The following is a 12,428-nucleotide window of genomic DNA, read 5'->3' as shown; positions in this document are numbered from 1 at the left end:
CGAGAGCCCGGTGGCGAGTGAAAAAATGTCAATGGCATGCTTTAACAGCGGGTTCCTGTACGGGAAAAAAGACCGGATCCGGACGGTGTTTTCACGCGGGGGAACACCACTATATGCACGACTTTATTCAGTGATTCAACCCTTTATCCGCCCTGTTGGCTCCCTGGGATCCCTTGCTGCCATCGGGCTGGCGTGCCAGTAGTTCCCCATGAGCATCATCCGTTGCCAGCAGTGCCCGCAGAGTGAGCAGGGCCCCATCAAAGTCGAACACCTTGAGCTGGCGTGCCAGCGTCTCGCCCCGGGCGCCCAGCGTGAGCATCAGGGGGGCGGCATACTGCTCGAACAGCGGCAGCACGGCGGTGTCGCTTTGCAGCAGCAGCTCTTCCATCTGACGCAGCAGCGGTTGTTGCCACTGGCCGCCAAGGGGGGCCGAGGTGGCGGGGACCAGGCGCTCCTCCTCTCCCAGCAGGTTGAGCAGCTCAGAGAGGTGGCGCTCGATGGGCATCATCAGCTCGGCCGTGGCCGGGTTCCCTTTGGCAAGGGCCTGCTCCAGCTGCTGACAGAGCGCGGCCAGTTCGACCAGCCCCAGGGTGCTGGCCACCCCGCGCAGGGTGTGCACCAGCCGGGTGGCAGCGGGCTTGTCACCGGTTTGCAGCTGAGCGGCCAGCTGCTGCATGTCCAGACTGTGTTCGCTGGCGAAGTGGCGCAGCAGGGTCACGTACTTGTTCTGGTTGCCCTGCAACACCGCCAGCCCCTGTTGCAGGTCGAGCCCGGGCACCCCTTGCAGGCGGGCGAGGGGGCCGATCAGCAGATCGTTGGCCCGGCGCTGATAACCAGGTTTGGCGGCTGAGCTGTTGGGCAGCCACTGTTGCAGCGCTGCAAACAGGCGGGTCGGGGTGACCGGTTTGGCGATAAAGTCGTTCATGCCGGCGGACTCGCAGGCCCTTCTGTCCTCTTCGAAGGCACTGGCGGTAAGCGCCAGAATGGGCACCTTATCCCAACCCGGCAGTGCCCGGATGGCGCGGGTGGCGCTGTAGCCATCCATCAGCGGCATCTGTATGTCCATCAGGATGAGATCGAAGGGGTGCAGACTGACGCGCGCCAGCGCCTCCTGGCCGTTCACCGCCGTCTCTATGACCAGGCCGCTGTTGCCGAGCAATTCCAGCACCACCTCGCGGTTGATGGCGTTGTCCTCCACCAGCAGCACCCTGGCGTGGTTGGCGAAAAAGAGGGCCTGCTGCACCGTCTGCTCCAGCCGGGCGGGCTGTTGCGGCTCGCCCTGGCCTGCCGACAGGCGGGCGGTAAACCAGAAGCAGCTGCCCTTGCCAAGGGTGCTGCTGACCCCCACATCCCCGCCCATCAGGGTGGCGAGCCGGCTGGTGATGGCGAGCCCCAGCCCGGTGCCGCCATATTTGCGGGTGGTGGAGACGTCCGCCTGTTCGAAGGCCTGGAACAGCTTCTCGGTCTGTTCCGGGCTGATGCCGATGCCGGTGTCCTCCACCTCGAAGCGCAGCAGATAGTCGCTGCCAAGCTGGCGCTCCGGTCGTACCCGCAGGGTGACCGAGCCCTGTTCGGTGAACTTGATGGCGTTGGCCGTGTAGTTGAGCAGCGCCTGGCGCAGACGGGTGATGTCGCCGTGCACCCAGGCCGGGGTGTCGCCGATGTCGACTATGATGGTGAGCCCCTTGGCGCGGGCCTGCTCGCTCATCAGGGCGCTGACGTTGTCCAGCATGGCGGTGAGGGAGAAGTCGCTCTGCTCCAGCGCCATCTTGCCGGCATCGATTTTGGAGAGATCGAGAATGTCGTTGATGATGGTGAGCAGGTGCTGGGCGGCGTTGTCGATCTTCTCCAGTCGCTCCTGCTGGGTGTGATCCGGCGTGTCGCGTTTGAGCAAATAGGTGAGCCCCAGAATGGCGTTCATGGGGGTGCGGATCTCGTGGCTCATGTTGGCCAGAAACGCGCTCTTGGCGCGGTTGGCGCTCTCCGCCCGCTGGTGGGCCTGGGCCAGTTGCAGGGTGCGCTCGTCAACCATCTCCTCCAGATGATAGCGGTATTGATCCAGCTCCTCGCCGAGCTGCTTCTTCTCGGTGATGTCGGCCTGTACCGTCACGTAGTGGGTCACGACCCCGTTCTCCTGGCGGATGGGGGAGACGGTGGCCAGCACATGGTAGTGGGAGCCGTCCTTGCGTTTGTTGATGAACTCGCCGTGCCAGCGCTGGCCGCGCTTGATGGCGTCCCACAGGGCGATATAGGTGGCCCTGGGGGTGAGGCCGGAGCGCAGCAGGGTCGGGGTCTGGCCGATCACTTCGCTCTGCTGGTAGCCGCTGGTGGTCAGGAAGGCGACGTTGACATACTCGATGCGGGCCTGGGTATCGGTGATGAAGACGCCGTCCGGGCTCTGCTCCAGCGCGAGCGACAGCTGGCGCAGCTGCTGCTCTGCCAGTTTGCGCTCCGTGATGTCCAGATGGATGCCGAGCAGGCGCAGCGGGCGCTGCTGGGCATCCCGATAGACGCTGCCCTTGCTGCTGAGCCAGCGCACCTCGCCATTGGGCAGCAGGATCCGGAACTCGAGTTCGACCGGCTTGCCGCCGGCGGGGAGGTCTGCCAGCAGCTTGTCGATGCGTGGCTTGTCGTCCGGGTGCAGGCAGCGCTGCCAGGTGTGGATCTCGCCGAGCTGCTCGGCGCTGCGGCCATAGAGGCGGGCGCACTCGGGGGAGAAGTAGAGGCGACCACTCTGGATGTTCCACTCCCAGATCCCGATGTGCGCCCCCTCCTGGGCCAGCAGCAACCGTTGTTCACTCTCGCGCAGGGCGCTGCTGGTGGTCTCGGCGCGGATGCGGGCGCTGATGGCGTCATCCATCAGATTGAGCGCCGCCAGCCTGGCGCGGCGCTGGGTATCGAGGGCCACCTGCTGGTTGTGCAGCAACTGCTGCTCTGCCAGTTTGCGCTCCGTGATGTCCTGTACCGTGCCATAAAGCTCGACTATGGTCCCCTCGCTGTCTCGAAGCGCCGCCCCCCGGGCGATGATCCAGGCGGGGTCGCCATGTTCGTGATACACCTCGGCATCGCACTCGTAGGGCAGGCCATCCTGCAGGCAGCGCTCGACCGACTGGGCGATGGTTCGCCACCCCTCCTGGGTGAAATACTTCTTCACTTCGGGATAGATGGCGGGGGGCAGGGAGGGATCGCGGCCATAGATGCGGTAGATCTCCGGCGACCAGAAGTGGCTGTCATCGGCGATGTGCCAGCGCCAGTTGCCGATCTTGGCCAGGTGCTGGGATTCACGCAGGATCCCCTCGTTGCGGCGCAGGGCCTCCTCCGCCTCCTTGCGTTGCTGGTTGTCCTCGATCACCGAGATAAAGTAGTCGGGCTCCCCCTTGAGGTTTTTGACCAGTGCCACCGTCAGGGTGATCCAGAGGATCTCGCCTCCCTTGCGCAGGTAGCGCTTCTCCAGGGTGTACTGCTGGCGTTCGCCGGCCAGCATCTGGGTCACATAGGTCTGGTCGATGAAGAGATCGTCCGGGTGGGTGATCTGCTGAAAGGTCATTCCCATCAGCTCGTCGGCCTGGTAGCCCACCATGTCGCACAGCCGCTGGTTGACCCGAAGCCACTTGCCGTCGGGGGCGACCAGAGCAATGCCGACCGCAGCCTGTTCGAAGGTGGCCTGGAAGCGGGTTTCACTCTGTTGCAGACGGGACTGGATGCTGGCCAGCTCTTGCCAACGCTGGGTCTCCCGGCTGCGGGAGTGGTGCACCGCGGCGCTCAGCAGGCTGATGAGGATGCCGTTGACCTCCAGAATGCCCCACTGCACCAGATCCTGGCCGGAGCCGATGCGCAGCTCGTGGACCGGGAGCAACACGAAGTAGGCCGTGAGCAGGCCGCTCATCAGGGTGCAGAGCAGACCGGGCAGCAGGCCGCCCAGCAGGGCACAGACGATGATGGGCAGCATGAACAGCACCAGCAGAGGGCGCTCGCCAAAGGCGATGGGCAGCTGGACCCGGATCTGCAGCATCAGGACGGGCAGCAGCAGTGCCAGCAGGCAGACGCTCCAGCGCTGTTTGGTGGGGCGCATATGCCACAGCGAAGACCAGTTCATCATAGGGACTCTTCCGGCGGAGTGGGGGCCTGCGGGTAGGGGGGCTGCTCTCCGAGCTGGAGCGACAACTCATTGATCTTGTGCTTGAGGGCCAGCATGGCGAGCTCTCTGTCCACCATCACCTTGTTGAACCGCTCCAGCTCGTTGTTTTGCTGGCGCAGTTCGCTCGCCTGACGGGTCAGGGCCTGTTCGACCTGCTCCCGCTCCGTGATGTCCAGCAAGAGGCCGAGCACGGCGGGCTGGCCACGGTAGTCGACGCGCCGGCCGTACAGCTCCATCTCGATGTTCTGGTGATCGTGATGCAGGGCGGTGAAGCGGGTGTGGATCTCGCTGTCTTCCTGCTCGCAGCGCTGCAACTGTTCGGCCACTCTGGCGCTGTCCTTGGCACTGGCCAGGGCAGGCAGGGAGCCAATCTTCAGCAGCGCCGCGGTCGAGCCGTAGCCGAACAGGCGGGCAAAACCGGGGTTGATGTAGCAGAGTTGACCCTGCTGGATGATGTAGATGCCGGCCAGGGATTGCTCCACCAGGGCGCGGAACAATCCTTCACGCTCGCGCAGGCCCGCCTCGGCTCGCTTGAAGTCGGTGATGTCGCGGGAGATGCCAAAGATACCGATCACCTCGCCATCGCTGCCCTGCAGCGGCCCCTTGGTGGCGAGAAACACCCGCTCGCCGCCTGGCAGGGTCAGAAACTCCTCCTGGGTCTGCACCCGGTTGCTGGCAATCACCTGGCGGCCAATCTCCATCAGCATGCGCGCCTGATCGGGGGGAAAGATGGCCGTGTCATCCTGGCCCAGCATCTCGCTGGCCGACTTGCCGACAAACTGGCTGGCGGCGCGGTTGAACAGAATGTATTTGCCCTCCAGATCCTTGGCGAAGATGGCGTCTTCCGAGCTGTCGGCGATGGCGGAGAGCAGTTGCAGCGCCTGCAGCCGGCCGGCCTGGGACTGGCGAACCTGCTCGGCCATCTGCAGCCGGGTGTGCTGGCGCAGCAGTACTATGCCCGCATTGGTAATGAAGAGGGCAAGCAGGCCGATGAGCCCGATCCAGATGCTCTCTTTCAATACCGCGCGGTTGAGCTCCGCCTCGTCTATCTTGGCCAGCAGGTACCAGTCGGTGCCCAGCACCGGACGGGCGGTGCCAAACACCGGCACGTTGCGATAGTCCCGGCCAAAGAAGATCGCTTTGTCCTGGGCGTCGTGATCATGGCGCAGGTACTGGGCCGCCAGCAGCTCCTTGCTGCTGGCCGGCAACTGCAGGCTGAGGGCCGAGTCCGGACGATAGCGGACGTCATTGATGAACTGGATCTGCTCGCCGTTGCGGCGAAACAGCAAAGCCTCCCCGCTGCTGTCCGGTACCGGCCAGGTCTTGAGAATGCTGTTGAGGGGATCGCTGCTGCTGATCTGCAGCACGATCAGGGGGGGCTTGCCGTCGGTCACCGGCAGGGGAGCGATGAAATCGAGCCGGGCATGCCCTTGCTCGTCCAGGTAGGGGCCCACCCGGGTGATACGCCCGGCGCTGACACTGGCCAGGACATTGCGCAGCGCGCGGTTGAGCCCGCTGGCCCCCTGCGTCTGCCACAGCACCTCGCCACCCGGCGCCAGCACGGTGGCGGCGCTGAAACGGCGGATGGAGAGAAACTCATCGAGTCTGGCCATCAGGTCGGCCTGGCCGGCATGGCTGGTCTGGGCTTCGCGATAGAGGGCGCCATAGAGCGGGTTTTCGAGCAGGATGTGGGCGTCGAATTCGCGGGAGTTGAGCCACTCGGTGATGCGCTTGCCTTTAAGGTCGGCAATGGTCTCGAGCCGGGTCGCCTCCTTGTCCTGGGTCAGATTGATGTTCTGGGCGATGGCCATGGCGGTCAGGGCAATGATGAGGCCATTGAACAGCACGAAGGGAAGCAGTTGGCGCCTTGATGGCGTGCTGCTGACGGTGGGCTGATCGATGCGCCGGCGCAGCATGGCGTAGAGCAGGGTGGCGGTGATGACAATGAACAGCCACCCCTTGATGGTACTGGCCAGTGCGAACTGCGCCGGGGTGCTGAACAGCCACTCCACCGCCTTGTCGGAGAGCAGGATCCACAGGCTCGCCACGGCGGCATAGGTGAGCACCACATTGAGTACATGGGCCCGGGTCAAGGGCGGCCGTTCAGCCATGAGGGACCTCGTTGTCGTCCTTGTAGCGCTCGGCGATGGCGATGAACTCGTCGAAGTGGCTGTCAAAGGCGGTCACCACGTCCGGGTCGAAATGCTGGCCGCTGCCGGAGAGGATCAGGGCGCGCGCCTCGTCATAGGGCATGGCCGCCTTGTAGACCCGCACGTTGATGAGGGCGTCGAACACATCCGCCAATGCCATCAAGCGGGCCGAGAGTGGAATGGCGTCTCCCTTCAGACCGTCCGGATAGCCGCTGCCGTCCCACTTCTCGTGGTGCCAGTGGGCGATCTCCTTGGCCAGGGTGAGAAATACCAGTGGCTGATCGATGTCCCGTTCTGCCTCCTCGATGGCATCGCTGCCGAGCTTGGCGTGGGTGCGCATGATCTGCCACTCCTCGGGCGTCAGCTTGCCCGGTTTTAGCAGGATCTGATCCGGTATGCCCACCTTGCCGATGTCGTGCAGCGGGGCCGAGCGGCTCAGCAGGTCGATGTAGCGGGGGGTCAGGGTCTCGGCAAAGCGGGGATGGGTCGACAGCGCGCTGGCCAGTTGTCTGACATAGCCCTGGGTGCGCAGGATGTGATTGCCGGTTTCGGGATCGCGGATCTCCGCCAGATGGGCGAGGGCGCGGATGGAGACCTGCTGGGTCAGATCATTTTCCGCCATGCGCCGTGCCACTTCGGCCTCCAGCGCGGCATTCTGGTTTTGCAGACCGTCACGGGCCTGCTTGGCCTCCAGCTGGGTGCGCACCCTGGCCTGGACGATGGCGGGTTTGATGGGTTTGGTGATGTAGTCGGCGGCTCCCAGCGACAGGCCGTACTCTTCGCTCTGGGGGTCGGCGAGGGCGGTGAGCAACACGACCGGGATGCGGCTGGTTTGCCCGTTGAGACGCAGCTGCTTGAGCACCTCGTAGCCGTCCATGCCAGGCATCATCACATCCAGCAGAATGAGGTCCGGTGTGATCTTGCCGGTAGCGATGCGCAGGCACTTCTCTCCGCTCTGGGCCGCGAGCACCCGGTAGGTGGAGGAGAGCAGGTCGGTCAGCACCATCAGATTCTCGGGGGAATCGTCGACAATCAGGATGGTGGCGGAGTGAGATGTAAACATAGATCCTCCGTGACGTTGTCTCAGTGAGTTCGAGTATAGAGTCAATTGTTACCAAGTAATAAGGACTTACCCCGATTTACCCCTTGCTGGAGAGGGCCCGGCAGGCGGGCCTTCACCAGTCAACGTCAGGAGGTTGTCTGCTGTGGCGGGATCAGCCGGCGCTGCCGTGGCTGCCCCAGCAGGCGATGGCGTCCCCCACCGAGAACTTGCCCTCCAGCAGGGCGCGACCGAGGATGATCCCCTTGACCCCGGAGCCCTTGAGCGCCTCGATATCCTCGATGCCGCCAATGCCGCCGGAGGCCTGGAAACCGACGCTCGGGTAGCAGGCGCAGAGATCCCGGTAGAGCTCGACGTTGGTACCGGCCAGGGTGCCGTCACGGCTGATGTCGGTGCAGAGCACGTGCTTGAGCCCGGCGGGCAGGAAGCGCTCGATCAACGCCTCTATGGTCACCCCGCTATTCTCCTGCCAGCCGGCCACCGCGATGTGACGGTTGCCCTGGGTGTCGATATTGACGTCCAGCGCCAGCACGATGCGCTCGGGGCCGTACTTCTCCATCCAGCTGGCCACCAGATCCGGCGATTTGACGGCGGTAGAGCCGATCACCACCCGGCTGGCGCCGGCGGCCAGCAGATCCGCCACATCCTGCTCGCTACGCACACCGCCCCCTACCTGCACCGGCGCCTCGGTCGCCGACAGCAGCTGGGCGATGAGGGGGAGCTGGCGCGCTCTGGCGTCCTTGGCACCGTCCAGATCCACCAGGTGCAGCTGCACCGCCCCCTGGGAGACATATTCATCGAAACGGGCCTGCGGGCTGTCGCTGTAGGCGGTCTTCTGGCCGTAGTCGCCCTGATAGAGCCTCACGACTTGGCCGTTAATCAGATCAATGGCTGGGATAATCATCCTTGTTACAGCTCCAAAAAGTTTTGCAGTAGGCGGGCTCCGGCCGCGCCGGAGCGCTCCGGGTGGAATTGGGCGCCAAAGAAGTTGTCACGACCGACGATGGCGGTAAACGGCTGGCCGTAGTCGCAGGTGGCGATGGTGGCGTCGGTCACCTCCAGGGCATAGGAGTGGACGAAGTAGAAGTAGCTGCCGCTTGGAATGCCCTTCAGCAGCGGGTGGCTCTCGTCGTGCTCCACCTGATTCCAGCCCATGTGAGGCAGGCGCAGGTTGCCCACCTCCATCAGCCGGATCTTGCCAGGGACTATGCCAAGGCAGTCGATCAGCCCGCCCTTGTCTTCGCCCTCACTCATGATCTCTTCGGAGGCCTCCGCCAGCATCTGCATGCCGAGGCAAAAGCCCAGCAGCGGCTGTTTGGCGGCACGAATAAGGGGCACCAGATTGCGCTCGTTGAGGTTCTTCATGGCGGCCACGGCGGTGCCGACCCCGGGCAGGATCAGCTTGTCGGCCGCTTCAATGTCGGCCGCCTCGCGGGAGACTCGAGGCGCCGCGCCGAGGCGCTCGAACGCCATCCTGACCGAGGCCAGATTGGCACACCCCGTATCGATGATGACCAGCTTCTGTTTGCTCACATCCATCACAGCACCCCCTTGCTGGAGGGGAGTTCGCTCCCTTCCACCCGAATGGCCTGGCGCAGGGCACGGCCAAAGCCCTTGAACAGCGCCTCCACCTGATGGTGGGTGTTGCCGCTGCCCACCTTCATCTGCAATGTGATGGCCATGGCATCAGAAAGTGAGCGGAAGAAGTGGGGCACCATTTCGGTGGCCATCTCGCCCACGTTGTCGCGGCCAAAACCGCTCGGGCAGTCGAACACGAAGTAGGGGCGGCCGCTCAAATCCAGCGCGGTGGCCACCTCCTGCTCGGTGAGCGGGGTCTCTTCATCCGCACGCGGGCGGCCATCGATCACCGCCTGTACCTCGTCCATCGCCAGCACGAAGCCGAAGCGGCCGATGCCGCGCTTGTTGCCAAGGGCCTGGCGCAGGGCCTGACCGAGGGCGAGGCCGACATCTTCCACCGTGTGGTGATCGTCGATGTGCAGATCGCCGCTCACCTTGAGCTTGAGCCTGAAACCGGCGTGGGTCGCTATCTGATCCAGCATGTGATCAAAAAAGCCGATGCCGGTTTCAATCTGGTTGCCGCCGCTCTTGTCTAAATCCACTGCCACCTGGATGCGGGTCTCCTTGGTATAGCGCTCCACCTCGGCAACTCGTCCTTTGGAGAGCAGCTGATCACGAATGGCGAGCCAGTCGTGATCTTGCGGGTGGTAGCGAATACCGCCAATGCCCATGTTCTCGGCAAGCTGCAGATCGGTCTGTCTGTCACCAATCACGAAGGAGTTGGCAAAGTCGATGCGACCCGAGGCGAGATACTCCTTCACCAGGCCGAGGTGGGGTTTGCGGCAGCTGCAGCCGTCGGTGGGGAAGTGAGGGCAGATCAGCACCTTTTCCCAGCTCACTCCTTGCGATTCGAACAGGTGCATCATCAGATCGTGGGGCGGCTGGAAGTTCTCCAGCGGCAGGCTGGCGGTGCCCAGCCCATCCTGGTTGGTCACCATCACCAGCACGTAACCGGCGGCCTGCAGCTCGCGCAGTACCGGGATCACCATGGGTTCGAAGCGCAGCTTGGCGAGGCTGTCCACCTGCTTGTCGGTCACCGGCTCTTCAATCAGGGTGCCGTCGCGGTCGATAAACAAAAACGGGGTCTTCATCGCTACATCCTTGTCTTACAAAGTGGGAGAGGGCAGGTCACGCAACACTGCCAGCACGGCGTCCATCTCGCCCTGATAGCCGATGGTGACGCGAATGCTGTTATCAAGGCCTGGCTTTGTCGAGAAGTCCCGCAAGATGATGCCGGCGGCCTTCATGGCGGCAAACACGCTGGCGCCATCCACAAAGCGCACCAGCACAAAGTTGCCCTTGTCCTCGAACACTTCCTTCACGCAGGCAAATCCTGCCAGCTCTGCCTTGAAGGCGGCCTTTTGCTTGTTGAGCTCCACCACTCGCTCGCGCATCAGCTCGAGCCCCATGGGGGAGAGGGCCTGCGCCGCTATCTGGGCGATGGGCTCGGGAATGGGATAGGGGGCGATCACCTTGGCCAGCATGGCGATCACCTCGGGGGTTGCCAGCGTAAAGCCGCAGCGGATCCCCGCCAGGGCGAAGGCCTTGGAGAGGGTGCGGGTCACCACCAGATTGGGGAAGCGAGCCAGCAGGTCTACCACGGACGCCTCGGGGCAGAACTCGATATAGGCCTCGTCCACCACCACGATGGCGCGATCCTGCGCCTTCTCCAGCAAGGCGATAAGCCCGTCGTGACCCACCAGATCCCCGGTGGGGTTGTTGGGGGAGCAAAGAAACACCAGCTTCACGTCGCCGAGGCGATCGGCGATGGCGGGCCAGTCCGGCTGGCGGCTGGCGGTGAGCGGCTGTTCGACGATGCCGACACCACAGGTCTCGGCGCTGATGGCGTACATGCCGTAGGTGGGCGGGCAGATGAGGATCTGATCCTGTCCCGCCTCGCAGAAGGTGCGGATCAAGAGCTCGATGGCCTCGTCGGCACCGCGGCTCACCAGCACCTGGTCGGGATTGACCGCGGCGTAGGCGGCATAGCCGTTCACCACCTCGGCCGGTTGGCACTCGGGGTAGCGGTTGAGACGGCTCCCCTCGACGGTGAAGGGGTAGGCTTGTGGGGCCTCGTTGGCGTTGAGCCAGACATGACCCTTGCCACCGATGCGACGGGCAGATTGGTAGGGCGTGAGGGCACGCACCACGCGGCGCGCCAGATTGGCAATGCTCATGACAAATCCTTTTGCTGTGAACCGGTTTGGGTGGCGCCCGCGAGGGCTTGCAATCTCAGGGTGACGGCATTTTTGTGGCCATCGAGCCCCTCGGCCTGGGCGATGCGCTCGACGATTGGACCAAGGCCGCGGATGCCGCTCTCGCTTAGCTCCTGCACCGTGTAGCGGCGCTGATAATCGGCCAGTCCCAGGCTGGAGCAGGTGCGGGCATAGCCGTAGGTGGGCAAAGTGTGGTTGGTGCCGCTGGCGTAATCCCCGACGGATTCCGGTGTCCATGCCCCAAGGAAGATGGAGCCGGCATTCTCGAGTCGGTCCAGCAGCTCGCGGGGGGCACGGGTCTGCACGATGAGGTGTTCCGGTGCGTAGGCGTTGGAGATGGCACACGCCTCGTCCAAGTTATCGCAGAGGATCACCAAGCTTGAACCCAGCGCCTTGGCGGCGATGTCGCGGCGAGTGAGCTTGGCCAGTTGGCCCTTGAGCTCGGCGCCGATGGCATCGGCCAGCAGGGGCGAGGTGGTCACCAGCACCACCTGGCTGTCCGGGCCGTGCTCGGCCTGGGAGAGCAGATCTGCCGCCACGAAGGCCGGGTTGGCGCTCTCGTCGGCGATCACCAGCACCTCGGAGGGGCCGGCGGGCATGTCGATGGCGGCGCCGCGCCAGTCGCGGGACACCTGCCCCTTGGCTTCGGTCACATAGGCGTTGCCCGGGCCGAAGATCTTGTCCACCTTGGGAATGCTTTCGGTGCCGTAAGCCATGGCGGCGATGGCCTGGGCACCGCCGATGGCGAACATCTTCTCGACCCCGCAGGCACGGGCGGCAAACAGGATCTCGTCGCTGGCCGGGGACGGGGTGCAGAGCACCACTTCACGGCAACCGGCGATCGCTGCCGGAATGGCCAGCATCATCACGGTGGAGGGTAGCGGCGCGCTGCCACCCGGCACGTAGAGGCCGACCCGGCTGATGGGCTGGGTGCGCAGCTCGCACACCACACCGGGCTGGGTTTCCACCCGCACCACCGGCTGCGCTTGCGCGGCGTGGAAGGTGCGAATGTTGGCGATGGCCGCCTCGATGGCGCCCTTGATGTCGTCATCGAGGCGCTCGCAGGCGGCCTCGATTTCGGCGTTGCTTACCTGCAGTTGCTGGCGCGGGGCACGTTCGAAACGCTGGCTCAGCTCGCGCAGGGCCTCATCGCCCCGGCTGCGTACCGAGCCGATGATCTCCCGTACCACGGCGCCGATGTCGGCTTCGTCACTCAGGGCGGGCCGGGTCAGCACGTCGGCCTGCTGGGCGGGGGAGAGGGTCTTCCAGATCAGGGTCTGCATGAT

Annotated in this window: 8 protein-coding genes; all 8 read right to left on the bottom strand. The window is 64.4% G+C overall.

The genetic code is table 11. From position 1 onward, the window contains the following. Positions 1–127: 127 nt before the first annotated feature. On the bottom strand, positions 128–4,099 hold the full coding sequence (locus ACB033_RS08425; protein WP_371140454.1) for a PAS domain S-box protein: 3,972 nt from the start codon (positions 4,097–4,099) through the stop codon (positions 128–130). Further along, the gene (locus ACB033_RS08420) at positions 4,096–6,249 is read right to left on the bottom strand and encodes a PAS domain S-box protein (RefSeq protein WP_371140453.1); all 2,154 of its coding nucleotides are present in this window, start codon (positions 6,247–6,249) and stop codon (positions 4,096–4,098) included. The genes ACB033_RS08425 and ACB033_RS08420 overlap by 4 nt, the downstream gene beginning before the upstream one ends. Next, positions 6,242–7,351, bottom strand: a complete 1,110-nt coding sequence (locus tag ACB033_RS08415; RefSeq protein ID WP_010633932.1) for a two-component system response regulator — start codon at positions 7,349–7,351, stop codon at positions 6,242–6,244. Before ACB033_RS08415 ends, ACB033_RS08420 begins: the two co-directional genes overlap by 8 nt. Positions 7,352–7,502: 151 nt before the next feature. Next, a complete protein-coding gene (gene hisA / locus ACB033_RS08410) occupies positions 7,503–8,252 on the bottom strand; it encodes a 1-(5-phosphoribosyl)-5-[(5-phosphoribosylamino)methylideneamino]imidazole-4-carboxamide isomerase (protein WP_371140452.1) in 750 nt (249 codons plus the stop codon). 5 nt (positions 8,253–8,257) lie between these two features. Next, positions 8,258–8,887, bottom strand: a complete 630-nt coding sequence (gene hisH / locus ACB033_RS08405) for an imidazole glycerol phosphate synthase subunit HisH (protein ID WP_043171375.1) — start codon at positions 8,885–8,887, stop codon at positions 8,258–8,260. Next, positions 8,887–10,017, bottom strand: a complete 1,131-nt coding sequence (gene hisB / locus ACB033_RS08400; RefSeq protein ID WP_017764447.1) for a bifunctional histidinol-phosphatase/imidazoleglycerol-phosphate dehydratase HisB — start codon at positions 10,015–10,017, stop codon at positions 8,887–8,889. Before hisB ends, hisH begins: the two co-directional genes overlap by 1 nt. 15 nt (positions 10,018–10,032) lie before the next feature. Continuing rightward, positions 10,033–11,103, bottom strand: coding sequence for a histidinol-phosphate transaminase (gene hisC, locus ACB033_RS08395; protein WP_139725548.1), 1,071 nt, complete (start codon positions 11,101–11,103; stop codon positions 10,033–10,035). Then, positions 11,100–12,425: a histidinol dehydrogenase gene (gene hisD / locus ACB033_RS08390; RefSeq protein ID WP_139725547.1), complete on the bottom strand. Its 1,326-nt coding sequence runs from the start codon at positions 12,423–12,425 to the stop codon at positions 11,100–11,102. The genes hisC and hisD overlap by 4 nt, the downstream gene beginning before the upstream one ends. Positions 12,426–12,428 lie beyond the last annotated feature (3 nt).

This window comes from Aeromonas sp. S15(2024), from assembly GCF_041402265.1.
Classification (GTDB): domain Bacteria; phylum Pseudomonadota; class Gammaproteobacteria; order Enterobacterales; family Aeromonadaceae; genus Aeromonas; species Aeromonas dhakensis.
Note: the sequence above shows the minus strand (reverse complement) of the source record. Positions and strands in the feature narration are given on the sequence as shown.

Coding starts and splice junctions, on each gene's coding strand:
- hisH (WP_043171375.1), bottom strand. CDS start 8,887: ATGGATGTGAGCAAACAGAAGCTGGTCATCATCGATACGGGGTGTGCC.
- ACB033_RS08420 (WP_371140453.1), bottom strand. CDS start 6,249: ATGGCTGAACGGCCGCCCTTGACCCGGGCCCATGTACTCAATGTGGTG.
- hisB (WP_017764447.1), bottom strand. CDS start 10,017: ATGAAGACCCCGTTTTTGTTTATCGACCGCGACGGCACCCTGATTGAA.
- ACB033_RS08415 (WP_010633932.1), bottom strand. CDS start 7,351: ATGTTTACATCTCACTCCGCCACCATCCTGATTGTCGACGATTCCCCC.
- hisD (WP_139725547.1), bottom strand. CDS start 12,425: ATGCAGACCCTGATCTGGAAGACCCTCTCCCCCGCCCAGCAGGCCGAC.
- ACB033_RS08425 (WP_371140454.1), bottom strand. CDS start 4,099: ATGATGAACTGGTCTTCGCTGTGGCATATGCGCCCCACCAAACAGCGC.
- hisA (WP_371140452.1), bottom strand. CDS start 8,252: ATGATTATCCCAGCCATTGATCTGATTAACGGCCAAGTCGTGAGGCTC.
- hisC (WP_139725548.1), bottom strand. CDS start 11,103: ATGAGCATTGCCAATCTGGCGCGCCGCGTGGTGCGTGCCCTCACGCCC.